Raw genomic sequence first — 24622 nt, 5'->3', positions numbered from 1 at the left:
CTGCTACAGCGTCCCGACCCGAAGGGCGTGCCCTGAGGGTCGGGACGGCGTGATCCGCGTCAGGGACCGAGCTTCTCCGGCTCCCTGCAGGTCTGGCCACAGGCCGGCCGTTCTTCCATCAGCTTCTCCGCGGCCTGCCGAGCCTCGCGCAACTCGGCGACGGTGCGGCACACCCGCGTGGGCCGGTGGCTGCCCACCTGCTTGATGCGCTCGCAGACCAGTCGCTCGTCTTCGGCGCGGGTGATGGTGGCGTTGATGGCTTCCAGCGTGTTGATCGCCGACATCCTGTCGTCCATCGACAACTCATCGAGCGACTGCCGGCCCTTCGTCAGCGCAAGGAACCGGTCCTGCTTGGCGACCAGCGCCTCGCGCTCCGCCGCACCAAGATCCTTGAAGCGCCCCTGCCCGGCGAGCGCCTCCTGGCGCAACTGCACCTGCTGCGCATGGATCTCGGGCAGTGCGCCGGTCGTGCGCGCAGTGGCCCACAGCGTGCCCGGCAGGCACAGCGAGAGAACGAGGACGAGTCGAACCAGCATGGCGATCTCCGTGGACATCCGACGGCGGAACCACGACGCGCCCGGCGCGCCGGGGATCAGTTGCTCCTGCAGCCCGCGCCGCACATGACCTTCTGCTCCATGGTCTTCTCGGCTTCTTCGCGCTCTTTCCGCCGCTCGGCCACGGTCTTGCAGATACGGGTGGGGCGATGGCTGCCCACGAGCTTCACGCGCTCGCAGACCAGGCGCTCGTCTTCGGCGCGGGTGATGGCGGCCTTGATCCATTCCAGCGTATTGACCGCCGTGGTCTGGTCGTCGCGCGCCAGGTCGCCCAGCGTGTTCTTGCCTTCGATCAGGGCGATCAGCTGGTCCTGCTTCTGGATCAGCGCCTGCCGGTCGGGCTCGCTGATGTCCTTGAACGGACCCGCCTTATCCATTGCTTGCTGGCGGTAGGAGATCTGTTCCTTGCGGATCTCGCCCAGATCGGACGTGGTGTTGCCGTTGGCGAATGCGGTGGCCGAGGCCCCGAGCATCCATGCCGTGAAGAGAATGACGCCTGCGCGCATGCCAACCGCTCCCTGCCTGTCGTGGATGTAATGGAACTTACCCACGGCCGGGTCGCGTGTCGAGTGCCGCCTGTCCGCCGGGGGCGGCGGTCCGTCGCCCCCGGCATGGTGCGTCAGGCGGCCTTTTCCTTCTCGTAGAACTGCTCTTCCTCGGTCGATCCCTTCAGCGCGGTGACGCTGGAGCTGCCGCCCTGGATGACGGTGGTGACGTCGTCGAAGTAGCCGGCGCCCACTTCCTGCTGGTGGGAGACGAAGGTGTAGCCCTTCTCGCGCGCGGCGAATTCCTTCTCCTGCACCTGTTCGACGTAGTGCTTCATGCCTTCGCCACGCGCGTAGTCATGGGCGAACTGGAAGCTGTTGAACCAGTTGATGTGGATGCCGGCCAACGTGATGAACTGGAACTTGTAGCCCAGTGCCGACAGGTCATCCTGGAAGCGTGCGATCTGTGCGTCGTCCAGGTTCTTCTTCCAGTTGAAGCTGGGCGAGCAGTTGTAGGACAGCAGCTTGCCCGGATGCTTCGCATGCACGGCCTGGGCGAACTCGCGGGCGAAGCCGATGTCCGGCGTGCCGGTTTCGCACCACACCAGGTCGGCGTACGGCGCGTAGGCGATGCCGCGGCTGATCGCCTGCTCCAGGCCGTTCTTCACCCGGTAGAAGCCTTCGGCCGTGCGCTGGCCAGTGACGAAGGGCTGGTCGTTGGCATCGAAGTCGGAGGTCAGCAGGTTGGCGGCTTCGGCATCGGTGCGGGCCAGCACGATGGTCGACACGCCCAGCACGTCCGCGGCCAGGCGCGCGGCCTGCAGCTTCTGCACCGCTTCCTGCGTGGGCACCAGCACCTTGCCGCCCATGTGGCCGCACTTCTTCACCGCCGCCAGCTGGTCTTCGAAGTGCACGCCCGCGGCGCCGGCGACGATCATGTTCTTCATCAGCTCGTAGGCGTTCAGCACGCCGCCGAAGCCGGCCTCGCCGTCGGCGACGATCGGCAGGAAGAAGTCGATCGCATCCTTCTCGTCGGCCTTGCCGTCGCAGATGTTCTTCCACTGGATTTCGTCGGCGCGCTGGAAGGTGTTGTTGATGCGGCGGACCATGGTCGGCACCGAGTCGTAGGCGTACAGCGACTGGTCGGGATACATGGTCTCGGAGGTGTTGCCGTCGGCGGCGACCTGCCAGCCGGACAGGTAGACGGCTTCCAGGCCGGCCTTGGCCTGCTGCATCGCCTGACCCGCGCTGATCGCACCGAAGGCGTTGACGTAACCCTTCTTCGCGCTGCCGTTGACGAGATCCCACAGGCGCTCGGCGCCGCGGCGGGCCAGCGTGTACTCGGGCTGCACGGTACCGCGCAGGCGGACGACGTCGGCGGCGGCATAGTCGCGCCTCACGCCGGTCCAGCGCGGATTGCGGTCCCAGTCTTGCTGGATGGCGTCGATCTGCTGTTGCTTGGTGCTCATGGCGGGCTCTCTTTCGTCGTGCGGACGTCGTGGGTGGGGGCGGATCAGTCGATGCGGTCGTACGCGGGCAGGGTCAGGAAGTCGGCCAGGTCGTCGGCGCGGCTCAGGTGGTCGAGCAGGGCGATGGCCTCGGAGATGCGCTCGCCGCCGGGCAGCCGGCTGTGGTCGCCCAGCTTCGCGGGCAATGCGGCCAGCGTGCGCTGCAGCAGCGCGTAGTCGATCTGGGTGCCGTCGCACAGGTGCACGTCCGGCGTGTGCAGCCATTGCCAGATCTGCGTGCGTGAGATCTCGGCGGTGGCGGCGTCTTCCATCAGCCAGTGGATCGGCACGCAGCCGTTGCCGTCCAGCCATGCGGCCAGGTAGCGCACGCACACCTCCACGTTGCCTTCGAAGCCGGCGCGCGTGATGGTGCCGGTGGACGGGCGGATCAGGTCGTCGCGGGTCACCGCCACGTCCTCGCGCAGCACCCCGCGCTGGTTGGTCTGCGGCATGTGCTCGTCGAAGATCGCCTTCGCCACCGGGATCAGCGCCGGGTGCGCGACCCAGGTGCCGTCGTGGCCAGCGCTGACTTCGCGCAGCTTGTCGGCGCGCACGCGGGCCAGCGCCTGTTCGTTGGCGCCTTCGTCGTTGTTGATCGGGATCTGCGCGGCCATGCCGCCCATCGCATGCGCGCCGCGGCGATGGCAGGTCTGGATCAGCAGTTCCGAGTAGGCCTTCAGGAACGGCTGCGTCATCGTCACCTGGCCGCGCTCGGGCAGCACCTTGTCGGCGTGGCGGCGGAAGGTCTTCAGATAGGAAAAGATGTAATCCCAGCGGCCGCAGTTCAGGCCGACGATGCGGTCGCGCAGCGCGTGCAGGATCTCGTGCATCTCGAACACCGCCGGCAGCGTCTCGATCAGCACGGTGACCTTCATCTGGCCGTGCGGCAGGCCCAGCGCGGCTTCGATGTGCGACAGCGCGGTCTCCCACAGCGCCGCCTCTTCCATGCTCTGCAGCTTGGGCAGGTAGAAGTACGGGCCACGATCCTTCGCCTGCAGCGCGCGGGCGTTGTGCCAGGCGAACACGGCGACGTCGAACAGGCCGCCGGCGATCGGTGCGCCGTCGATCAGCACGTGCTTCTCGTCCAGATGCCAGCCGCGCGGGCGCACCAGCAGCACGGCCTGCTCGTCCTGCGGCTTCAGCGCGTAGTGCTTGCCGGCGCTTCCATCGAGCGCGGGGGCCGTGAACTGCAGGTCGCCGCGCACGGCGTCGGTCAGCGCGCGCTGGCCGGTCAGCAGGTTCTGCCAGGTCGGCGAAGTCGAATCCTCGAAGTCGGCCATGAACACCCTGGCGCCCGAGTTCAGCGCGTTGATGACCATCTTCGGGTCGACCGGCCCGGTGATCTCGACGCGGCGGTCCTGCAGCGCGTTCGGCACCGGCGCCACGGTCCAGTCGCCCTCGCGGATCGCGCGGGTGTCGTCACGGAAGTCCGGCAGGCCGCCGGCGTCGAAGAAGGCCTGGCGCTCGCGGCGGGCCCGCAGCCGGGCCTGGCGCTCGGGTTCGATCGCGCGATGCAGCGAGACCAGCAGCGCCAGCACGCCAGGAGGCAGCAGGGTGTCCTGGCCGGCCAGACTGGCCGTCAGGGCGATGCCGGGGGTGGGACGGTCGGCGCGGGAATCGCGGGTCGGCAGGGCGAAAGCGGGGGCGGACATGGGGCTCTCCTGGCGTCGTGCTGGAGGCGCACAGTGCTCCCGATCCGAATTATTTGACAAAACAGTTTTGTCAATGCACTAAATAAGCTGAGCTAATATTTGGCTAGAACGTGAGCTCTAAAGAGGCCCCAACCCCGCGATTTCCCTACAAATCCGACCGGATGAAGCCCTTGCGGGCCTTCTGCCAGACGGTCCGGCTGGGGTCGGTTTCGCGTGCGGCGGAGGCGCTTTTCGTCAGCCAGCCGGCCATCACCCTGCAATTGCAGGCCCTGGAACGGGACCTGGGGGTGACCCTCTTCGAGCGCAGCGGCCGCCGGTTGACGCCCAGCCGCGAGGGCCAGGTGCTGTACGAACTGGCTCAGCCACTGGTGGCGGGCCTGGACGGGCTGGACGCGACCTTCCGCGAAAAGGTCAGCGGACTGGAAGCCGGCGAGCTGAACGTGGCCGCCAACAGCTCCACCATCCTCTACCTGCTGCCGAAGATCGTGGAACACTTCCGCCAGCAGCACCCGGACGTGAAGCTGACCCTGCACAACGCCGCCACCGCCGACGGCACCGACCTGCTGCGCTCGGATGCGGTGGACCTGGCGGTGGGCTCGGTGCTCGACGTGCCGGCCGACCTCAGCTACGCGCCGGTCTACCGCTTCGAGCCGATGCTGATCACGCCACCCGACCATCCGCTGGCGAAGAAGCGCGACCTGCGCCTGGAGGACCTGTCGCCGTACGGCCTGATCCTGCCGCCGAAGCGGCTGATCACCTACCGGCTGGTGGACCTGGTATTCCAGCAGGCGCGCGTGCCGTACACGGTCGCACTGGAAGTCGGCGGCTGGGAGGTCATCAAGCAGTACGTCAGCATGGGCATGGGCATCTCGATCATCGCCTCGATCTGCCTGAGCGACAGCGACCGCGACCGCCTGGTCGCACGCTCGCTGGCGCAGTGGTTTCCCTCACGCAGCTATGGCGTGGTGGTGCGCAAGGGCAAGTTCCTGTCGCCGCAGGCGCGCGCCTTCATCGAACTGATCCAGCCGCATCTGTTCGAACGCCGCGAGTACGATGAGAGCGGGCATTCCGAGCGCTGACGCGATACGCCGATGAGCGGCCGTTACCGACAACACGACTTCGCATCGGGTCAGTCGCTGCTCTGCCACTGGGAGTATGTGCAGGGCAGTCAGGCGACACCTGCCCTCGTGTTGCCGGACGCCTGCGTCGATCTGCTCTGGGACGGTGTCCGGCTTAGCGTCGCCGGACCCGATACGCAGGCCCAGTACGCGCGGCTCGCGCCAGACAGTCGATTGCAGGGCCTGCGCTTCGCGCCCACGGTGGCCGCGCGCTGGCTGGGTACGCCGCTGCACGTGCTGGCCAACCACCGTATCGAGCTGCGTGATCTCGGCATTCCGCGGCTCACCGCGCTTGCCGACCGGATGGACGAGCACGGACCCCAAGCGATGGCGTGGCTGGCCGGGCGGATCTTTGCCGAAGCGCCGACGCACGACGACGCCATGCGGGCCGTGCACGCACACCTGTCGGATGCGCGCCCGTTATCGATCGCGCAACTTGCCGGCGAACTCGGATTGACCGAGCGCACGCTGCTGCGACGCTGTGACGACGCGTTCGGCTACGGACCGAAAACGCTGGCGCGCATCCTGCGCCTGCAGCGCTTCCTGCACGCGCAGCGGAGCACACCCACCCTGCTGGAAGCCGCACTGGACGCGGGCTACTACGACGCCGCGCAGCTGGCAGGAGAGGCGCGACGCCTGACCGGACTGACCCCGACACAACTGGTCCTCCAGGTCGCAGGCTGACTGTCGGATTTCGCCAAGACAGCAGCGCGCGCACTGCCGCAGACTGGCGGCCTCTTCCACGGATACCTGCCATGAGCGCCGCCGAACACCATCACCGCATCGACTATCTCGAATTCACCGTCGCTTCCATCGCCGCGTCGAAGACGTTCTACGGCGACGCGTTCGGCTGGACGTTCCAGGACTACGGCCCGGACTACTGCGAATTCCGCGACGGCCGCCTGACCGGCGGCTTCGCGCATGGCACGCCCACGCCCGGTGGCGCGTTGGTGGTGCTGTATTCCACCGCGCTGGAGGACAGCCTGGCGCAGGTGGAGAAGGCGGGTGCACGCATCACAAAGCCGACCTTCGCGTTTCCCGGCGGGCGCCGCTTCCAGTTCGCCGATCCCGACGGCTACGAACTGGCGGTCTGGTCCACCACCTGATCAGCGCGCGTCGTAGCGCGTCAACAGGGCGCGGTGGCCCGACTGCCACTGCGCCAGCTCGCCCGCCGGCCCACCGAACGTGGTGTCGATGAAGGCCAGCGACAGCGATTCCGTGGCCTGCTTGACCTGCTCGCTGACCTCGCGCGAATCGAAGTAGCGATGGTCGGTGAACACGTTGTGGGTGCCATGGCGGTACACCGCCAGCACCTTGTGCGCGCCACCGATGGCGTCGAACACCTTCAGGCGGTCTTCCACGCCGGAACCGAAGCCCGGGATGCGAATGATGTCGTCGGCGGTGGTGACGTGCAGCGTGGGAATGTTGATGCCGGCCAGGATCGGGCGGAAGTCGTCGTCGCCATAGAACGGCGGCGCGGAGATGACGATGGCCGCGCTGAAGCGCGGATCGTGCAGGTCGATCGTCTTCCCGTCGCGCACCACCCGCGCGCCCGCCGCCATCAACGTGGTGTTGGCGCCGTACGAGTGACCCGCGGCGACGATGCGTGCGCGATCGACGTGCGCGCCCCACTCGCCGGCCAGCACCTGGTCGAGGGCGAACCGCTGGTCGCGCACGCGCGCGACGGCCTCGGTATCGCTGGCAGCCTGCTGGAAGCGCGACACCAGCCCGAACGGATTGCCCTGCCACAGCGCACGGTCGCTGCCGACGTGCTGCACGTGGATGCTGGCGATGCCGTGCTTCGCCCAGTAGTGGCCCAGGTAGGTGTAACCGTCCCGCGCGCTGCCGATGCCGTGCGAGAACACCACCAGCGGCACCTTGCCGGTGCGCGCCGCGTCCGGCCAGAACAGCTTCACCGGCACCGCGCGACCCCGCGCGGGATCGACCCAGTCCAGGTCCTGCACACGGTAGCCGGCACGCAGGTCGATGCCGGCATCGCTGCGCACGGGCACGTGCGACGACGCCACCAGCATGGGCGCCAGCAGCGACAGGGACAGCAGGACCACCACGCGGTGGCGACGGAGGAAAGCGGCGACGTTCATCGACAACACATCCGGGACAGGGAAACCGCACGCGCCGGGGCGCATGCACGCGACGACTCGGGTTCGCCGCGGGGCGCGGCGCTTGCTACTTCTTCTTGGGCCGTCCGGCCTTCACCGGCGCCAGCGCATCCAGCGCCTTCGCCAGCGCCTGCGGCGACAGCACGGACAGCGCCTGCAGGCCGGCGCGCAGCAGCTCGCTTTTCTTCGCCGGGCGCTGCACCTGCAGTGCGCGGCGCTTCAGCACATCGACCAGGGCGAAATCGTCGGCCGGCATGGTGAAGCTGTCGCGGACCAGCTTCGCCGGCGCAGCGCCTGCCGCCACGTCGGCGCCACCGGTTTCGCGCGTCTTGCGGGACTTGGCCACGGCACGCCCTTAAATCGTATAAACAATTTATACCTTTTCCAGAACGCGTCGCCAAGTCCCGGTCGCGGCCGATGAGCGGCGCGCATTCAGGCGGCACGGCAGGCCGACGGCGCGGCGGGCAGGATCTAGACTGTCGACCTCCCGTCGAGGTGGCCCCCATGCGCCCACGCACCGACGCTTCCCCTACCGGCCAACGCGCCGCCGCGCTCGCGGCTGGCGACGCGCGGTCGCTGGCGGCGGCGCTGGCGATCGCGCCTGCCGACCCGGCGGGTGTCCACGAGGCGCGCAAAAGTGTCCGCCGCCTGCGTTCCCTGCTGGCGCTGGGCCGGCGCACGCTGGGCAAGGACGCGGTCGACGCGATCGACCATGAACTGCGCGTGCTGGCCCGCGACCTGTCCGCGCTCCGCGATGGGCAGGTGGTGTACGACACGGCCCGGCAGCTGGCCGCCGACACCACGGATGCCGACGAGCACGCCACCTGGCACGCGTTGCTGCCACTGCTGGCCGAACGCCATCGGCAGCGGCTCGCCGACGTACTCGGCGAGGATCCCGGCTTCGTCCGTCGGCAGGCACAGGCGCACCGGCAAGCCGAACAGTTGCAGCGGCTGCCCTGGCACCGGCTCCACGGCCGCGACCTGCGGCAGGCGCTTGCGCGGTCGATGCAGCGGCAAATGCGCGCCCAGGCGACGGCGCTGGCGTCGGGCAGCGTCGATGACCTGCACGCGTGGCGGCGCCGATCACGCCGGCTGCGCATGCAACTGACCGCGCTGCGCAAGCTGCACGTGCGCCCGCACCTGGGCGGTCAAGCCACCCTCCATCTGCGGCAGGTCTCCAGGCTGGTGGACCAGTTGGGTGTCCTGCAGGACTTGGCGTTGCTGTCGGACGCCCTGGACGCCCTGGAACATGCCCGCCGGAAGCCTCGCCCCACCGACCTCCGTCGCGCCAGGACGCCCTCGCCCATCCAGCCGCTGGCGTAGGCCACCCGCGTCAAGAACGTCACCCCGGGGCCGATAGTGACCCATACGGTCGCTCCGACCGGTGTCCGGGACCCTCCGGCGCCGCGACGAGGCCGCAGATCCGGTGTCCCGGCACGCGGCCGGTCTGGCACGAAGCCTGCATCCCCTTGGGGTCGGCTTCCGTCGGATCGACCTCCCCTCACGCAGGATCAAGGCCCAGGTGGATTCCACCCCCGCCCCTCCCGGCGACGCCCCGGCGTCATCGGCCCCACCCTCCCGCCGCGCCGGCCTGCCGCCGCTGGCGTGGGCGACGGCCGTGCTGCTGCTGGGCCTCACCTGCACCGCGATCGTGGCCCATCGCGAATGGCGCGACCTGCAACAGCGCGCGGACGACGCGCGCCACGCCTTGGCCGATGCCGGCGCCAGCCAGTTGCGCGTGCCGCTGGAACAGGCCGCCTCGATGCTGCGCGCCATGCAGACGGTGTACCTGGCCAACGACCAGATGGACCAGGCGCGCTTCAGCCAGTACCACGCCAGCCTGCGCAGTCCGCTCGCCACCGGCGCGTACACCTCGGTGGCGTTCGCACGCCGTTCGCCCGTCGACGAGCCGCTGGCGGACCACGTGTCGTACCGCTACGAATTCGTCGCCCCCTACCAGGCGAACGCATCGTTGATCGGCTTCGACATGGTGGGCCAGAAGGCCAACCTGGCCGCGCTGTTGCGCGCCCGCGATACCGACACGGTAGTGATCTCGGCGCCGTTCGCCCTGCGCCAGAGCACGCCCGCCGGCCAGAACCCGCTCGGCGTGACGCTGCGCCTGCCTGTCTACTCCGTCGGTCCCACGCCGGCGACACCGAACCAGCGCCGCGCACGCGAGATCGGCGCCCTGGCCATCGGCATCCGCCTGCAGCCGCTGGTGGAAACCGCGATGGCCGGTGCGGTGCTGGACGGCTTCCGGGTGCGCCTGTACGACGCGACCGCCGGCGCGCACCCGTTCTACGACTCCGCCACGGCCGTCGCCACCGGTCTGCCCGTGCAGCAGCGGCGGCTCGACTTCGGCGGCCGGCAATGGCGCATCGAGATGCAGCCGCGTCCGCAGCCGCTGGATGTGGGTCGCCTCCAGGCGATCCTGACCGGTGGCGGCGTGATCAGCCTGCTGCTGGCCGCGCTGGCCTGGTCGTTGGCCACCACGCGGAGACGCGCGGTCGCGCTGGGCGAACAGATGAGCCGGCGCTATCGCGAAAGCGAACTGCGCTTCCGCGCACTCAACGAACTGCTGCCCGCGCTGGTGCTGCTGGCGGACGCCCGCGAAGGCAGGATCGCCTACGCCAACCAGGCGGCGCGCCTGCGCCTCGGCGATCCCACCGGGCTGCCACTGGCGACCCTGTTCTCCGATCCGCAACTGCAGGCGCGCGCCCGCGATGCCGTCGCCGTCGGCAACGACTGGGGCAACCTGGAGGCGGTGCTGCTGAGTCCCGGCGGCGGCGCGTTCTGGGCGAGCGCCTCGGTCGCACAGGTCGATGTGGACGGCGCACCGCACCTGCTGATGGTGGCGACCGACATCTCGGAGCAGCGCGAACTGACCGAGCGGCTGAGCTACCAGGCCACCCACGACGCACTGACCGAGTTGTGCAACCGGCGCGAGTTCGAGCGACGCGTCGAGGAGGCCCTCAACGAACGCAGGGGGCGCGCGGTGTGCGACCCCTGCGCGCTGCTGTACATCGACCTGGACCAGTTCAAGCTGATCAACGACGTGTCCGGCCACATGGCCGGCGACCAGTTGCTCGCCCAGCTCGCGCTGGCGATGCGCCAGCAGCTGCGTGGCGGCGACGTGCTCGCGCGGCTGGGCGGCGACGAGTTCGGCCTGATGGCGTTCCATGTTGATGCCGAAGGCGCGCGTGCGCTCGCCGAGCGTCTGCGCGAGCGCATCGAAGCGCTGATGTTCGTCTGGCAGGACCGCACCTATACCGTCAGCGCGAGCATCGGCGTGGTGGTGGTCGACCAGCAGGAGCCGACGCTGAAGGACTTGCTGGCCTGGGCGGACACCGCCTGCTACCTGGCCAAGGAGAACGGCCGCAACCGCGTGCACATGTACCGCGAGGACAACGAGACCACGCGTCGGCACGGCGAAATGGAATGGGCCAACCGCCTGCGCTGGGCGATGGAACAGGACCGCCTGCTGCTGGACTACCAGGAGATCGTGCCGCTCGACGGTCGCGACACCGCCACCAGCCTCGAACTGCTGCTGCGGCTGCGCGACGAGGACGGCGGCATCGTGCTGCCGGGCGCCTTCCTGCCCGCCGCCGAGCGCTACGGCCTGATGCCGGCGATCGACCGCTGGGTGATCCGCAACGCACTCGCCCACTTCGGCGAGCTGCACCACGCGGGCATGCGCCTGGGCACCTGCGCGATCAACCTGTCCGGCGCCAGCATCGAGGACGAGGGCCTGGCCGACTTCATCCTCGCGCGCATCACCGAATACGCGGTGCCGCCGCACGCGCTGTGCTTCGAGATCACCGAGACCGTCGCCGTGCGCAACCTGCTGAAGGTGGTGGGCGTGATCGAGCGCCTGCGCCGCGTCGGCTGCCGCATCGCGCTGGACGATTTCGGCGCCGGCATGTCGTCCTTCGGCTACCTGAAGAACCTGCCGGCGGACCTGATCAAGATCGACGGCAGTTTCATCCGCGACCTCGAGACCGATCCGATGAGTCGCACCATCGTCAGCGCCATCGCGCAGATCGGCCACCAGCGTGGTTTGAAAGTGGTCGCCGAGTGGGTCGCCAGCCCGAAGATCTGCGACGCCTTGCGCTCGCTGGGCGTGGACTACGGCCAGGGCTACGCGCTGCACCGCCCCGAGCGCGTGCTGTTCCAGCGCGAGGAGCCGCCGCCGCGCCGCCTCGCCGTGGTGCGCTGAGACGCCCTACTTCGCCGGTGCGTCGTCGATCGCGCGCGGTCGCACGTGCTCCAACAGGCTGACCAGGGTCTTGCCCGGCTCTTCCCACGGCATCATGTGGGCCGAATGTTCGAACCAGACGCCCTGCTTGTACGGGGCCTGTACGCGCGCCAGCCAGGCGGCGGTGGGTTCGGACGGCGTGGTGTAGTCGTGCCGGCCCATGAACATCACCACCGGAATCGGAAAGCGCTCCACGCCGGTGAAATCGACCTGCAGGAATTCGTCCAGCAACCGGCCGAGCGAGAACACGCTGCCCGCATTGATCGCGCAGCGCGCGGCATCGTCGTAGTCGGGCGACAGCCGCGGCCCCTGGTAGAAGTACTTGGAGTCTGCGCGGTAGGCGGTGAGTCCGCCGTAGAACTGCGGCCACTTGCGCGCGATGATGATGCGCTCGCGGGTGATCGGCGTGTCGCCGGGATACGGCGCGATGGATTCCATTTCGCGGATGGCCTCGGCGTTGCCCTTCGCCCGCGCGGTGCGCAGGCCGTAGTCGAAGCTCACCTGTTCGTTGGTGCGCACGTTGATCACCTGGCCGATGCCGACATAGGCATGGAACAGGTCCGGCCGCTGCAGCGCCGCGTGCATCGCCACCACCGTGCCCCAGCTGTGCGCCATCAGCACCAGCTTGCGTTTGTGGTAACGGCTGCGCAGGTGCTCGGCCAGCGCGATGGCGTCGTCCACGTAGCGCTGCACGTGCAGAGTATCGGCCACGGCCTCCTGCGGATTCAGCACCAGCGTCTTGCCGGCGCCGCGCTGGTCGTAGTTCACCACGGTGAAGTACTCCTCCAGCGGGCGCTGGAACTGCCACAGCGTGGGGATGACCGGCGAGGCGGGCCCGCCATGCACGAACAGCACCATCGGGTTGTCGCGGTCCTGCCCGCGGACGCTCACCCACTGGCGGATGCCGCCGATCTCGACGGCGTACTCCTCCTGCACGCCCTCCGGCGCGACGATGCGACCGAGGTCGGCGACGATCTCGCGCGCCGGTGCATAGCCCGACCGATCCGGGCATATCTCCTGCGCACCCGCGCGCGCGGGCAACAGGACGGCAGCCAGCATGGCCAACGCGACGACACGCTTCATGGTTACTCCCTGCGGCGGATGTGGCGCCATTGTCGGCGACGTCGCGCCTCGATGCCCCGGCCGATGGTCGTGGCGGATGCGTCGCCGGTCACGCTTCCGCCATGCCCCCGGCGTCCATGCCTGCAGGGCGGGGCCGCGGGTGGATTCCTCGCGCCGGCCGCTTGCGGTCTAATGCAGCGGGGACAATCGCGAGGACACGATGAAGGCATGGATGTGGACGGCCTGCCTGCTGGCCGCGTCGCAGGGGCTGTGTGCGCAATCCGCCGCGCCGGTCGACGGGCACGATGCGCACCACCAGCAGCCGCCTGCCGCGATTAGCCTGGGCAAGACCGGTCCGTCGCTGCACGAGAAGCGCAAGCAGGGCGTCGCGCCCGCGTATGCCCGCCAGTGGCGCGATGCCATGGCGCTGGGCGACAACGGCGATGCCGCCGACGCGGACCGCGCACTCGCCACGGTGATGGCGCGACCGGAATTCGCCGTGCTGAGCGCGGACGAACAGCGCGCGACCTGGTCGCGCGCGGCGTGGATGGCGGTGCGGCTCGACGACCACGCCCGTGCGCGCCGGTGGGCCACCCGCGCGATCGAGGCCGGCTCCGACGATCCGGACAACGTCTACCTGCTCGCGCAGCTCGACGGCCACGCGGGCGCCCGTGCCGACGCAGCCCGCCGGCTGCGCGAGCTCGCGGTCCGCTGGCCGCACGTGCTCCGCCATCTCGACACCGGCTTCGTGCTGCGCACCGCGCGGCAGGCGCCGGACGATGCGCCTCTCCGGTTCCAGCTGATGGAGGCGCTGCTGCAGGCCGACTGGGACGGCAATGGCCTCGACACGGGCGACCTGTGGTACCAGCTCGCACTGCTCTACCAGGCGCGCGGCGATGCGGCGGGGGTGCGTCGTGCCGTCGCCCGTACGACGTCGCCCGAAGCGTTGGTGATGTTCCGCGTGGACCGCCGATTCGACGCCCTGCTGGATCGCGATGCCGCCACGTTCGATATCGCGGCAGCAGCGAAGCGGCGCGTGGAGCGGCTGCGCACGCTGGCCGCGGAACGGCCACGCAGCCTCGAGGTCCGCGTGGAACTGGGCAGCGCCCTGCTGGCGACCGGCCAGCACGCCGAGGTCGTGGCGCTGGCGGGCGAGACGCTGGCCGCCATGTCTGCTGAAAAGGCGGACGCTCCGGCCTTCGATGATCCCGACCAGGCCGTGTGGATACTCAACCACCGCGCCATTGCGCGGCGGCGCCTCGGCAAGGTGTACGACGCGCAGGCCGACCTGTTCCGCGGCACGCAGATGAGCGAGTCAGGCGGCACGAACGTCAGCCAGGTGCTGAACCTCGGCCAATTCCTCTGCCAGCGCGGCCGTCCGGACGAAGCCCTCGCCGCCCTCCGCCTGGTCGGCGAGATGAGCGGCTACGGCCGCATGGTGCAGGCCTCGGTCGAACACTGCGCCGCGGTCCAGCAGAACGACACGGCGGCCGCGCGCCGCGCGCTGGGCTACCTGCAGCAGCATCGCGACGACGCGCTGGAGATCTGGATCCGGGCACTGGTGGAAGCCGACCGCATGGACGAGGCCGCGAAGGCCCTGATCGCCGCGCTCGCGGCACCGGCGACCCGCGGCGACCTGCTCGCCGCCGTGCAGGACTACCGCGAACCCGCCGCCCTGCCCGCCTTCGCGCCCGTGCAGGAACGATGGCGCGCCCTGCTCACGCGGGACGATGTACGTGCCGCCGTGGACCGCGTCGGTCGCATCGAGCGACAGCCGATCTTCGCCAGCAGCGGCATCTGACGCGCCGGCGTCAGGCGTGCGCCATCCATTGCCGCAGCAGCGATTGCAGGGCTGCTGCCTTTGCGTCTACCTCCTGCGGACCAGTGAAGGTCAAGGTCGCACGGTCCGCGCCAAGCCATGTGAGCAGGCCCTCCGGATCGGTAATCGCACCGTCCGGCATCGCCTTCTTGCCCGCCCCCAGATGCAGCACCAGCAGCAGGCGGTCTGCGCGCCGCAGCTGCATCGTCGCGAAGTGGCGGCCTTCCAGATGGAAGCTCGGCGCGTTCCACTTGATGCCTTCGCCGATGCGCGCGTCGGCCGCCAGGATCACCTCGCGCAGACGGCGGATGGCGGCGTCCTGCGGATGCGCAAGATCAGCGAGGAATGCGGCGACGTCGTTCGGCTGCGAGGGCGATGCCATGGTGTCCTGCCTGCAGTTCGCGACGCACGCGGGTCCGTGCCGGGCGGACGATACCGCGCGCGACCACGGATGCCCAGCATGGGCGATGCCACGGATTGATCGGAATCAAGGTGCGTGCCGTGCGATCGACGTAGCGTGGAACGACGCAAGGCAATCACAGGAGCACGGAATGGACAGCACCATGAAAGCCGCCGTCGTGCGGGCGTTCGGCCAACCGCTGGTGATCGAGGAAGTGCCGGTGCCGCGCCCCGCGGCCGGCGACATCCTGGTCAAGATCGAAGCCTGTGGCGTCTGCCACACCGACCTGCATGCCGCCGAGGGCGACTGGCCGGTCAAGCCCAATCCGCCCTTCATCCCCGGCCACGAAGGCGTGGGCCACGTGGTGGCGGTGGGCGCGGGCGTGAGCCACGTGAAGGAAGGCGACCGTGTCGGCATCCCGTGGCTGTACTCCGCCTGCGGCTACTGCGAGCACTGCCTCGGCGGCTGGGAAACGCTGTGCGAATCGCAGCAGAACACCGGCTACTCGGTCAACGGCGGATTCGCCGAATATGCGCTCGCCAACGCGGGCTACGTCGGCCACCTACCGAAGAACATCGGCTTCGTCGAGATCGCGCCGATCCTCTGCGCCGGCGTCACCGTCTACAAGGGCCTGAAGGTCACCGACACCCAACCCGGTGACTGGGTGGTGATCTCCGGCATCGGCGGCCTGGGCCACATGGCCGTGCAGTACGCGAAGGCGATGGGCCTGAACGTGGCGGCGGTGGACGTGGACGACAGCAAGCTCGATCTCGCCCGCCGCCTCGGCGCGACGGTCACCGTCAACGCGAAGACCATCGATCCGGTCGCCTACCTGAAGAAGGAGATCGGTGGCGCGCACGGCGCCCTGGTGACCGCGGTGTCGCCGAAGGCGTTCGAGCAGGCCATCGGCATGGTCCGCCGCGGCGGCACCGTCTCGCTCAATGGCCTGCCGCCGGGGCAGTTCCCGCTCGACATCTTCGGCATGGTGCTCAACGGGATCACCGTGCGCGGTTCCATCGTCGGCACGCGGCTGGACCTGCAGGAATCGCTCGACTTCGCGGCGATGGGCAAGGTGGCCGCCACCGTGGCGACCGACCGGCTGGAGAACATCAACGAGGTGTTCGAACGGATGCGGGCCGGTGCGATCGAAGGCCGCATCGTGCTGGACTTCGCCGCCTGACCGCCGTGCCGGCATGAGGCTTCAGTCTCCTGCCGGCGACGCGTCGGCGGGGGATGCCTGCTGCACCGCCATCATCCCCTTCCCGCGGCCCGCCGGCAGCGGCTGGATGCGCAGGCCGCGATGACGGCACAGGTCGATGGCCGGGTACAGTGCGCTGCGGCCATTGGCGAATGCCACCCTCACGTCGTGGATGCATTGCTCGCCGGCGACCTGCACGGTGATGGCACCGCCACCGCCCGGCACATCAGCGTCGTGCAGCAGTTCGTTCCACGCCGTGCCGCCGGCGGGCGTTGCCGCGACCGAGACGACCCGGTCGTGCGCACGGTTGATCAGGTCCAGGTAGTGGGTGCGTTCGCCAGCGACAGCGGTGAAGGCGGTCATGGCGGCGGCAAGCAGGGTGATGACGGACAGGCGATGCATGGCGTGATCTCCGGTGGAAGGGGCCACCGGCAACGCGGGATTGCGTGCGGGGCGAGCGCATCTCGCGCCGGTCCGGACAGGGCGGCAACGGATTCGTGACGAATCGTCGTGGCGCCAGGACGAATCGTAGGCCGTGACCTCCGCGCCTTCCCGTGCCCCCTGCCCCGCCCTACGATGCGCTCGCCGATTGGGAGTTCCGCATGAAGATCCGCCTGGGCACGCTCGAAGTCCGTCTGTCCCGCTACCTGGCCCTGTGGTCGTTCGTGGTGCTGGTGTTCGCGATGCAGGGCTGCGTCAACGACGCGGTCAATGCGCACCTGTGGCCCCCCACGACCTACCTGCGCTGGTCCGCCGTGCAATGGCTCACGTGGGCGGCGCTGGCGCCGCTGGTCTTCCGCCTGGGTGAACAGCACCCCATTCCGTTCCCGCTGCAGGTGCGTCCGCTGCTGCGGCACGTCGGCTACAGCCTCGGCGTGACGCTGCTGGCGATGGCGATCGGCGCCCTGGTGTCGTCGCTGTTCGAACCCAGCGGCTTCGGCAGCCAGCTCGGCCAGTTCATCAGCAAGCATTTCGCCATCGGCCTGCTCGCGTACTGGGCGCTGCTGGCCGTGCAGCAGCTGCTGCATTACCAGGCGGAGAAGGCACGCCGTGAACTCGAAGCGACACGGCTGGCAACCGAGCTGGCGCAGTCGCGCCTGCAGGTGCTGAAGAGCCAGTTGCAGCCCCACTTCCTGTTCAACACGCTGCACGCCATCGTCACCCTGCTGGACGAAGACAAGCTGTCCGCCGAGGACATGCTGCTGCGCCTGAGCGAGTTGCTGCGCGCGTTCCTGGAGGATTACGACGGCCAGGAAATCCCGCTGCGGCGCGAGCTGGAACTGCTGGAGCTGTACCTCGGCATCCAGCGTCGGCGCTTCAAGGACCGCCTGACCACGCGCATCCATGTCGCGCCCGACGTGCTGGATGCCGCCGTGCCCAGCCTGGTGCTGCAGCCGATCGTCGAGAACGCGATCCGCTACGGCATCGGCCAGCATGTCGGCGACGACTGCGTCGAGATCGACTGCCGGCGCGAAGGCGGTGTGCTGTGCATCGACGTGCGCAACCACAACAGCACGCTGGACGACGGCGGCCACGCCGGCGGGCACGGGATCGGGTTGTCCAACACGCGCATGCGCATGCGTGAACTCTATGGCGAAGACGCCAGCCTGCGGCTGGACCTGATCGTCCCGCGCGGCGTCGCCTGCCGGCTGCGGCTGCCGTTCCGCGAACTGGATGACGACGTGCTGCCGGAGCACGTACCGGCATGAGCCTCACCGCGCTGATCGTCGACGACGAGCCGATCGCACGCCACGCGGTGGCAAGGTTGCTGCGCGAGGATCCGGACATCGAGGTGGCCGGCGAATGCGGTGATGGCGTGTCGGCGGTGGCGGCCATCCGCGACCTGTCGCCCGACCTGGTGTTCCTGGACATCCAGATGCCGGCGATCACCGGCCTGGACGTCGTGGCGACGATCGGTGCGGCACGGATGCCGGCGACCATCTTCGTCACCGCCTACGAGCAGTTCGCGGTGCGGGCGTTCGAGGCGAACGCGGTCGACTACCTGGTGAAGCCGTTCAGTCGCGAGCGCTTCGCGGAGACGCTGCGTCGCGCCAAGCAGCGGCTCGCCACCCCGCGCGGCACCGACGCGGACGCCACCGCGCGGATCATGCAGGCACTGGCGTCGTTGCAGCAGCGCGATGCCTATCTGGAACGGGTGCCGGTGCGCGAGAACGAACGTGTGGTGCTGGTCGACGTGGACGACATAGTCTGGATCAAGGCCAGCGGCAACACGGTGCGCCTGCACCTGGCCGACCGCGTGCACGAGCTGCGCGAGACCATGTCGGCACTGGCCGCGCGCCTGGATCCGCGTCGCTTCGCCCGCGTGCACCGCTCGGCGATCATCAACATCCGCCGGGTCAAGGACATCCATCCGTGGTTCAACGGCTACCACGTGGTGACGATGGATACCGGCCAGCAGCTGCGCATGAGCCGCTACCAGCACGAGGCGTTCCTGAAACTGGCGACGCTGCGGCGCGACGACTAGCCGGACGCGTCCTGCGCGTCGCCACCGATCATGCGCGCCGCCTGCGCCTTCCCGGCCGCCAGTGCGTCATGGCACGTGAAGTAGTCGCGGCGGACGTCCATCCACGGTTCGCTCCATGCGCCCCCTCGGGTATCGCGCACCCGGACGGCCAGCGACCACGACTGGTGTTCGTCGGGCCGCTCGATGACCACCTCCACCAGATGCCCCTGGCGGGTCGACAGATCCACTTTCTTCTGCATGCGCGCGTTCCCGGCAGGAAGAGGTGTCGCCTTGCCTGGCCTGCGTTCCGGTCCGCCCTGGTCCGTCAGGACCAACGCGGAAAGCCGGCGTCGCGGGCCAGCTATTCCGACTCGACGCCCGCCAGCGCCAGTACCCAGCCCGGCACTACCGGTTCGCCGGCGTAGAAGTCCTTCGGCTTCTTCTCCGCCATCGCCCAGCGATGCAGCCAGCTGGGACCATAGCGGCCGTTGTAGCCATCCTCGCCGCGCGCATACGCGGGATCGCGCAGCGCTTCGTCCAGCGTCACCACGCGGTAGCCGCGCCGCTGCACGCCCGCGACCAGTTCGGCATACGCCACGGCATTGAGTTCGTTGGCGTGCAGCAGCCACACCTGCGGCAGCGCATAGCCCAGCAACGCCTGCGACTGCGCCTCGTAGTAGTCGACCTTGTTGAGCATGTAGGGGATGTAGCCGCGCCGCAGCCGCTCCAGCGTGGCCGCGCGTTCCGGCGTATCGGGCTGGCCGTCGAGCACGTTGGCGTAGGCGAATGCCCAGACCCACTCGCCGTTGTCGACGGTGACCGGGGCGATGCGGTAGCCATGGCCACCGAGGAAGGCCGACAGCGTGGCGCGATCCTCCGGCGTGCGGCCGGCGCGCAGGTAGGGATGGCGGAACCAGCGCGGCACCTCGCCACGCTCGGCCAGCAACGGCCGCAGCACGCGCTCGCCGTCGAGGATGTCCTGCTGGAAGGCGGGCAGGCCGACCGCGTGCACGTCGAGATGGCCACGCGTGTGGTTGCCCAGCTCATGGCCCGCGTCCAGCCAGTCGCGCAGCATCGCCACGCGCGGCGCCTGCACCACGCCATCGACCTCCAGCTTGCCCTCGTTGACGAAGCCCACCACCGGCACGCCGGCCTGCTCCAGCTGCGCCATCAGCTGCGCATGGCGCGAGGCGAGTTCCGCCGGTGGCGTCTTGTCCATCCGCTGCCACGGCAGGTCGTCGATGGTGATGGCGATACGGCGATCCGGCTCGGTGGCATGGGCGCTCCATGCCAGGGTCGACAGCAGCAGTACACGCAGGAAGAACGGCATGCGCGATCCGGGGTAGCGGAAAGAGCGGCGAGCTTACCGCTCTCGCGCTACACCCGACCACTGCGTGACCCTTCGCAGACCTTCAGGCCGCGTGATGATGTCGTGTCCTGCGGATGCGGCATGATGCGTAAGAAAGACAACGGACTCCAAAGGACTATCTGATGCGTGCATGGCTGTTGCTGCCCCTCCTGCTGCTGACTTCCGGTGCCGCGTACGCGGCCGATGCCTGCCCGCAGTTGTCGCAACAGGCGCCCTCTGACGTCGCCACCCGCATCGCCGCGGTCGCCTGCCGCGAGCATCTGATGTGGTACCGCCCCTTCATCGACCGCAACGGCAAGCTGGCGAACGCACCGATGATGGAAGCCGAGTCGTCGCTGCTGTCGATTGGCGACGACCGCGCCTGGCAGCGTGTCGCGCGCTACTGGCGCGACAGCGGCCTGCTCGCCGCCATCGGCCACCGTCGCGGCGCCACCGACTGCCTGTACGCCTCGGCCACCGGGCCGCAGGCCGAGGCCTGCCGCGGCTTCGTGGTGGATACGCCGTGGTCGGCCGCCTTCATCTCGTGGGTGATGCGCGAAGCCAGGGTGCCGGGCTTCCGCGGTTCCAGCCGCCACTTCACCTACGTGCAGGCCGCGTACCAGAACCCATCGACGAATGCGTTCGACGTCATCGACGTGGCGCATGCCAAACCGGTGGTCGGCGACCTGATCTGCTACGTGCGCCAGTCCGGCCGGCTGTTCGGTCACCAAGGCCTGGTGCCGTTGCTGCGTAGTGGCAGCTCGCTCGACATGCATTGCGACATCGTGGTGGCGGTGAACCCGAACAACGACAGCACCGCCTATGCCATCGGCGGCAACGTGCAGCAGAGCGTCACCATGCGGATGCTGCCGCTGAACCGCAACGGCGAGTTCTGGGGCGGCCTGCCGCTGCGCATCGGCGACGGCACGCTGTGCGCCCCCGACAACGAGGCCGCGTGCAACATGAATCGCCAGGACTGGGCGGCGATCCTGCGGCTGAAGTCGCCGGAGCAGCTGGCGAAGCTGCCGGGCTACCTGCCGCCGGCGCAGGACGCGCCCGGCAGCGAGCCGACGGAGAAGGCGGAGTGCTGTGTTCACTGCGTCATCGGCTCGGGCGTGCCAAGGTGTCCCGCAGAATCGGCGACACCCGCCGGTGCCGCCCCGACCACCGACACGGAATCGCCCTGATGACCCTGCCCCGCCTCGGACTGCTGTCCGCTGCCCTGTTGCTCGGCGCCTGCACGACGACGCCCGCCCCTGCGCCCAGCGCCACGCTGGCGGCGGGACAACAGGCCACCGTCGAGGGCACCATCGTCAACGTCGACACCACGCCGTGGACCTACGACGGCAGCGCCATCATCAAGATCGCGGCGGCCAACGGCCAGGTCGATGTGCATCTGCCCGCCCGCTGGAACCTGTGCAAGGCACCGCCACCGGATGACGTGCAGTCGCTGAAGGCCGGCGACCGCGTGCAGGCCACGGGCACCGTCACCGACGACGGCGGCCTGGTCGTCTGCGAACAGGCGGATCACGGACTGCGCAGGACACCGTGACGCCCCCGCTTCCGTAGGGCGGGCCCAGGCCCGCCATTGCGGCACGCGTCAGGGCTGCCGCTGTCGCGGAACGTGCGCCGCCACACGGCAACAGACTCACCGTCGCTACTTCAGCTCGATGATCAGCGTTCGCGAAGCGACGCTGCCGCGATTCACGGTGTCGTGGCTCACGGGTCCGCCCCATTCGATGTGGCCGGCCGGCAGCGAGCGCTTCTCTTCGGTGCCATCGGGATTCTTCTGCAGGGCCTCGCCCGGCGCCAGGAAGTAGATGATGTGGTCGCCGTGCGAGTGCATGCCGGTGCTGGCGCCCGGTTCGACGGTCAGTTCGATCACCCGGACCTTGTCGTTCTCCAGGATGACGCGCGCGCCATCGCCGGCGGTCCGTGCGAGATCCTTCGCGGAGGACGTCACGCAGGCGGCGATCGCCAGCACACCGACGATGAGGAAGACATTGCGATGCATGGGTCTGCTCCGGCGTGCGCGCTGGGACCGGTCATCGCGCCGCCACAGGGAAGACGCATGTGCAGGAGCTTCCGGCCTTCGTCACGCCGCCCGTGCACACGAAGCACGGCCCAGCTGCGACCGCTCACCCGGCGACAACGCCGCGGCATCCGCGGCCCGGTCACCGTTCGGCGGACGAAGCTGCGTAGGGCGGCCCCAGGCCCGCCTCCTCGGGATGCCGGTGCGCGCACTGAGCAAACCGATCGGGCGGAACTACAGCTCCAGCCAGACGGCCACGAGCAGATCCACTATCCTGGAAACTGGGGCCGGGAGTGGACGCATGGCAATCGAGGATGGCGTAGCAGGAGAGTCGTGGTCAGCGGCTGAGGTCGAGGTGACGGTCCTCGCCTACCTGCGCATGCTTCGAATGCAGGAACTGGGACAGGCCTTCGTCAAGGCCGAGGTCATTCGGCAACTTGCCAGCCAGATTCCGGCACGAAACACGGGCGCCATCGAGTACAAGTTCCGCAACATCAGCGCTGTGCTCCATGCCCTTGGCGTGCAAGCCGTGTCGGGTTACAAGCCACTCGCCAACGTCCAGAAGCTGCTGATCGAGGTCGTTGGCAACCTGCTGCCGCAGGATGTAGCGCTCGACCAGGCTGCCATTCGAAGCGTCGAGACCGCTGCCGAACAACCCCTCATCACCGATTTTTCGGACTTTGTGGTTGGAGTTCCCGCGCCAAAGTTCCGGGTCAACGATGCGGCGGCCGCTGCCATTCAGCGCACCGCGATCAAGCGCGATTACTTGGAGCGGGAAGCACGAAACCGCTCGCTTGGTCATGCGGGCGAAATGGTCGTCATGGAGTTCGAGGCCCGCAGGCTGTTCAACGAGGGCGCCAAGCAACTGGTCGACCGTATCGAACACACCTCCAAGCTGAAAGGCGATGGACTCGGATACGACATCCTTTCGTACGACGCCGATGGCCGCGAGAGGTTCATCGAGGTAAAGACCACGTCCTATGACGCGGAGACGCCCTTCTTCGTGAGCTCCAATGAGGTCAGCTTCTCGGAAGAGGCGGTTGAGCAGTTCCACCTCTATCGCCTGTTCGATTTCCGCAAAAGCCCGCGCATGTTTTCGCTCAACGGTCCAATTGCAGCGAGCTGTCTGCTGGACCCGGTCAGCTACCGGGCAACGCTCGTTGGGTCCTGAGTGAACCCAGCGCGCTGACTAGCGGCTTTCGTCCGCCTTGAACCACCGCCCGCTCCCCTGCGACACGACCTCGAAGCGGGCCCACTGCCGGAACTCGTCCGCGCTGCAGCCGCCTGCCTGACCAACCTGTTCGCCTGCAATGACCTGGTAGTGCAGGCGACCGGCGGCGGCATCCGTCGGCAGTTCATCCTGCGTCAGCACGCGCCTCACGCTCCATAGCTTGCCCAGCTTGCCGTTGCTGTACGCGCGGCCGGCGATGATGTCCTGGGGGTGGGTGATGTTCTTCTCGGCGTGCTGCTTGGCGAGTTCCAGCAACTCGGTGAGGTTTTCGGTGGTTATGTCGACGTAGGAGTTGAGTTGCTCCATCGCCGCGGAGAAATCCTCCTGCGTCAGTTCGAACTGGCGCGCGGCGGGGCGCGTGGCGGGGATGGGCTGGCGGCGCTTGTGCAGGTGGGCGGGGTAACGGCGCCACGGGAACAGCGCGTTGAAGGCGATGGCCATCGCCAGGATCGCCACGACGTTTATCAGGATCGGCATCAGCACGTAGTGGTAGCCGAGGGCATGCACCTCCGGGCCGCCGATCACCGCGGCCAGTGCGGTGGCACCGCCGGGCGGATGGATGCAGCGCAGGTAGTACATGCCCAGCACCGCCAGTCCGACCGCGAGGGCAGCGGTCCAGGCATGGCCGGGGAACAGTTTCTGGCAGCTCACGCCGATGACCGCGGACAACAAATGGCCGCCCACCACGGCCCACGGCTGCGACAGCGCGCCCTGCGGCACGGCGAACAGCAGCACGGCGGACGCGCCCATCGAGGTGACCATCAGCGCGCCGCCGACGGCACCGGCGGCATGCTCGGGGAACGTCCAGCGGGTCAGCCAGTAGACCGACACGATGCCGAGCAGCGCGCCGATGCCGGAGATCCACTTCTCGCCGTGGCGGGTGGTGTTGCGCTCGATACCCAGCAGCAAGCGCAACTCGGTCAGGCGGGACGGCGGGCTCATGGGCGGACACGCAGGGAAGAGCGCCGCAGTCTATGCGAAGGACACGCGCCCGTCCGTCGTAGGGCGGGCCTAGGCCCGCCGCTTCGGAACATCAGGCGCGAGCGCTGAGCAACCCGATCCTGCGGAACCACATCTCCAGCGGCACGGTCACCAGCGGCGGCACGGCGGCGATCAGGGCGAGCAGCGTGGCCCACCACGGCCAGCGCAGGCGCAGGGCGGACAGCACGGTGGCGACGACGTAGAACAGGAAGGCGCCGCCATGCAGCGGGCCGAAAATCTTCACGCCGAGTTCGTTGGCCACCGGCCCGTACTTGAGGAACATGCCGATGAGCAGACCGGCCCAGGTGAAGCCTTCGATAAAGGCAGCGACAGCGAACAGGCGCCCGGCGGGCGCGAGGGGACGGGACATGCAGGAACTCCAGTGAGGGAATGCC

26 protein-coding genes are annotated in these 24622 nt (G+C 68.9%); 12 read left to right on the top strand and 14 right to left on the bottom strand.

Annotated features, from left to right (window positions below; translation table 11 throughout):
• Positions 1 to 59: 59 nt before the first annotated feature.
• From ACSQ1W_RS20910 to aceB, 4 genes are all read right to left on the bottom strand, one after another.
• A complete protein-coding gene (locus tag ACSQ1W_RS20910) occupies positions 60 to 536 on the bottom strand; it encodes a hypothetical protein (protein WP_436045990.1) in 477 nt (158 codons plus the stop codon).
• 56 nt (positions 537 to 592) lie between these two features.
• A complete protein-coding gene (locus ACSQ1W_RS20905) occupies positions 593 to 1060 on the bottom strand; it encodes a hypothetical protein (RefSeq protein WP_436045988.1) in 468 nt (155 codons plus the stop codon).
• Between the two features lie 113 nt (positions 1061 to 1173).
• A complete protein-coding gene (gene aceA, locus ACSQ1W_RS20900; RefSeq protein ID WP_436045986.1) occupies positions 1174 to 2508 on the bottom strand; it encodes an isocitrate lyase in 1335 nt (444 codons plus the stop codon).
• A gap of 44 nt (positions 2509 to 2552) precedes the next feature.
• A complete protein-coding gene (gene aceB / locus ACSQ1W_RS20895) occupies positions 2553 to 4199 on the bottom strand; it encodes a malate synthase A (protein WP_436045984.1) in 1647 nt (548 codons plus the stop codon).
• A 161-nt stretch (positions 4200 to 4360) separates the two neighbouring features.
• Between aceB and ACSQ1W_RS20890 the strand changes: the two genes are divergently transcribed.
• The 3 genes from ACSQ1W_RS20890 (at position 4361) to ACSQ1W_RS20880 (ending at position 6423) form a co-directional block, all read left to right on the top strand.
• On the top strand, positions 4361 to 5278 hold the full coding sequence (locus ACSQ1W_RS20890) for a LysR family transcriptional regulator (protein ID WP_192274392.1): 918 nt from the start codon (positions 4361 to 4363) through the stop codon (positions 5276 to 5278).
• 12 nt (positions 5279 to 5290) lie between these two features.
• Positions 5291 to 6001, top strand: coding sequence for a helix-turn-helix domain-containing protein (locus tag ACSQ1W_RS20885; protein ID WP_436045982.1), 711 nt, complete (start codon positions 5291 to 5293; stop codon positions 5999 to 6001).
• Positions 6002 to 6072: 71 nt separating this feature from the next.
• Positions 6073 to 6423: a VOC family protein gene (locus tag ACSQ1W_RS20880; protein ID WP_192274390.1), complete on the top strand. Its 351-nt coding sequence runs from the start codon at positions 6073 to 6075 to the stop codon at positions 6421 to 6423.
• Here the strand turns inward: ACSQ1W_RS20880 and ACSQ1W_RS20875 are convergent, their stop codons facing one another.
• Together ACSQ1W_RS20875 and ACSQ1W_RS20870 are read right to left on the bottom strand one after the other, a co-directional pair.
• Positions 6424 to 7419, bottom strand: coding sequence for an alpha/beta hydrolase family protein (locus ACSQ1W_RS20875; protein WP_436045979.1), 996 nt, complete (start codon positions 7417 to 7419; stop codon positions 6424 to 6426). It abuts the gene before it with no gap.
• Between the two features lie 85 nt (positions 7420 to 7504).
• Positions 7505 to 7783 (bottom strand): hypothetical protein, encoded by a 279-nt coding sequence (locus ACSQ1W_RS20870; protein ID WP_192274389.1) that lies wholly within the window; start codon positions 7781 to 7783, stop codon positions 7505 to 7507.
• A 158-nt stretch (positions 7784 to 7941) separates the two neighbouring features.
• Between ACSQ1W_RS20870 and ACSQ1W_RS20865 the strand changes: the two genes are divergently transcribed.
• On the top strand, positions 7942 to 8760 hold the full coding sequence (locus ACSQ1W_RS20865) for a CHAD domain-containing protein (RefSeq protein WP_192274388.1): 819 nt from the start codon (positions 7942 to 7944) through the stop codon (positions 8758 to 8760).
• A 199-nt stretch (positions 8761 to 8959) separates the two neighbouring features.
• Complete coding sequence (locus tag ACSQ1W_RS20860; RefSeq protein ID WP_436045976.1) at positions 8960 to 11653, top strand: bifunctional diguanylate cyclase/phosphodiesterase; 2694 nt, start codon at positions 8960 to 8962, stop codon at positions 11651 to 11653.
• Positions 11654 to 11659: 6 nt separating this feature from the next.
• Here the strand turns inward: ACSQ1W_RS20860 and ACSQ1W_RS20855 are convergent, their stop codons facing one another.
• Entirely contained in the window at positions 11660 to 12775 is a 1116-nt protein-coding gene (locus ACSQ1W_RS20855) for an alpha/beta fold hydrolase (RefSeq protein ID WP_436045974.1), read from the bottom strand.
• A 199-nt stretch (positions 12776 to 12974) separates the two neighbouring features.
• Here ACSQ1W_RS20855 and ACSQ1W_RS20850 point away from each other — a divergent pair, with 199 nt between their 5' ends.
• Complete coding sequence (locus ACSQ1W_RS20850) at positions 12975 to 14555, top strand: hypothetical protein (protein WP_436045972.1); 1581 nt, start codon at positions 12975 to 12977, stop codon at positions 14553 to 14555.
• A gap of 10 nt (positions 14556 to 14565) precedes the next feature.
• Here the strand turns inward: ACSQ1W_RS20850 and ACSQ1W_RS20845 are convergent, their stop codons facing one another.
• Positions 14566 to 14955: a DUF1801 domain-containing protein gene (locus tag ACSQ1W_RS20845; RefSeq protein WP_436045970.1), complete on the bottom strand. Its 390-nt coding sequence runs from the start codon at positions 14953 to 14955 to the stop codon at positions 14566 to 14568.
• A gap of 169 nt (positions 14956 to 15124) precedes the next feature.
• On the opposite strand from ACSQ1W_RS20845, the gene adhP reads away from it, so the two are divergent.
• Positions 15125 to 16153 (top strand): alcohol dehydrogenase AdhP, encoded by a 1029-nt coding sequence (gene adhP / locus ACSQ1W_RS20840; RefSeq protein ID WP_436045968.1) that lies wholly within the window; start codon positions 15125 to 15127, stop codon positions 16151 to 16153.
• Between the two features lie 21 nt (positions 16154 to 16174).
• Here adhP and ACSQ1W_RS20835 read toward each other — a convergent pair whose 3' ends face one another.
• Positions 16175 to 16573 carry a hypothetical protein gene (locus ACSQ1W_RS20835; protein WP_436045966.1) on the bottom strand — a complete coding sequence of 133 codons (399 nt, stop codon included), beginning with the start codon at positions 16571 to 16573 and terminating at the stop codon, positions 16175 to 16177.
• A gap of 200 nt (positions 16574 to 16773) precedes the next feature.
• On the opposite strand from ACSQ1W_RS20835, the gene ACSQ1W_RS20830 reads away from it, so the two are divergent.
• Positions 16774 to 17880, top strand: a complete 1107-nt coding sequence (locus ACSQ1W_RS20830) for a sensor histidine kinase (RefSeq protein WP_436045964.1) — start codon at positions 16774 to 16776, stop codon at positions 17878 to 17880.
• Positions 17877 to 18656, top strand: coding sequence for a LytR/AlgR family response regulator transcription factor (locus tag ACSQ1W_RS20825; RefSeq protein ID WP_436045962.1), 780 nt, complete (start codon positions 17877 to 17879; stop codon positions 18654 to 18656). The genes ACSQ1W_RS20830 and ACSQ1W_RS20825 overlap by 4 nt, the downstream gene beginning before the upstream one ends.
• Here ACSQ1W_RS20825 and ACSQ1W_RS20820 read toward each other — a convergent pair.
• Positions 18653 to 18895 carry a hypothetical protein gene (locus tag ACSQ1W_RS20820; RefSeq protein WP_436045960.1) on the bottom strand — a complete coding sequence of 81 codons (243 nt, stop codon included), beginning with the start codon at positions 18893 to 18895 and terminating at the stop codon, positions 18653 to 18655. The genes ACSQ1W_RS20825 and ACSQ1W_RS20820 overlap by 4 nt on opposite strands.
• Before the next feature lie 101 nt (positions 18896 to 18996).
• Positions 18997 to 19965, bottom strand: a complete 969-nt coding sequence (locus ACSQ1W_RS20815; RefSeq protein WP_436045958.1) for a polysaccharide deacetylase family protein — start codon at positions 19963 to 19965, stop codon at positions 18997 to 18999.
• A 161-nt stretch (positions 19966 to 20126) separates the two neighbouring features.
• On the opposite strand from ACSQ1W_RS20815, the gene ACSQ1W_RS20810 reads away from it, so the two are divergent.
• Entirely contained in the window at positions 20127 to 21170 is a 1044-nt protein-coding gene (locus tag ACSQ1W_RS20810) for a DUF2272 domain-containing protein (protein ID WP_436045956.1), read from the top strand.
• Complete coding sequence (locus ACSQ1W_RS20805) at positions 21170 to 21535, top strand: hypothetical protein (protein ID WP_436045954.1); 366 nt, start codon at positions 21170 to 21172, stop codon at positions 21533 to 21535. Before ACSQ1W_RS20810 ends, ACSQ1W_RS20805 begins: the two co-directional genes overlap by 1 nt.
• A gap of 105 nt (positions 21536 to 21640) precedes the next feature.
• Here ACSQ1W_RS20805 and ACSQ1W_RS20800 read toward each other — a convergent pair whose 3' ends face one another.
• Positions 21641 to 21997: a hypothetical protein gene (locus ACSQ1W_RS20800; RefSeq protein ID WP_436045952.1), complete on the bottom strand. Its 357-nt coding sequence runs from the start codon at positions 21995 to 21997 to the stop codon at positions 21641 to 21643.
• Positions 21998 to 22316: 319 nt separating this feature from the next.
• Here ACSQ1W_RS20800 and ACSQ1W_RS20795 point away from each other — a divergent pair, with 319 nt between their 5' ends.
• The gene (locus tag ACSQ1W_RS20795; protein WP_436045950.1) at positions 22317 to 23186 is read left to right on the top strand and encodes a DUF3883 domain-containing protein; all 870 of its coding nucleotides are present in this window, start codon (positions 22317 to 22319) and stop codon (positions 23184 to 23186) included.
• 18 nt (positions 23187 to 23204) lie between these two features.
• On the opposite strand, the gene ACSQ1W_RS20790 is transcribed toward ACSQ1W_RS20795, so the two are convergent.
• Positions 23205 to 24188: an HPP family protein gene (locus ACSQ1W_RS20790; protein WP_436045948.1), complete on the bottom strand. Its 984-nt coding sequence runs from the start codon at positions 24186 to 24188 to the stop codon at positions 23205 to 23207.
• 91 nt (positions 24189 to 24279) lie between these two features.
• A complete protein-coding gene (locus ACSQ1W_RS20785; protein WP_436045946.1) occupies positions 24280 to 24597 on the bottom strand; it encodes a DUF3817 domain-containing protein in 318 nt (105 codons plus the stop codon).
• Positions 24598 to 24622: the final 25 nt, after the last annotated feature.

This window comes from Pseudoxanthomonas sp. LjRoot143 (genome assembly GCF_964252945.1).
In the GTDB taxonomy this organism is placed as follows: Bacteria; Pseudomonadota; Gammaproteobacteria; order Xanthomonadales; family Xanthomonadaceae; genus Pseudoxanthomonas_A.
Note: the sequence above shows the minus strand (reverse complement) of the source record. Positions and strands in the feature narration are given on the sequence as shown.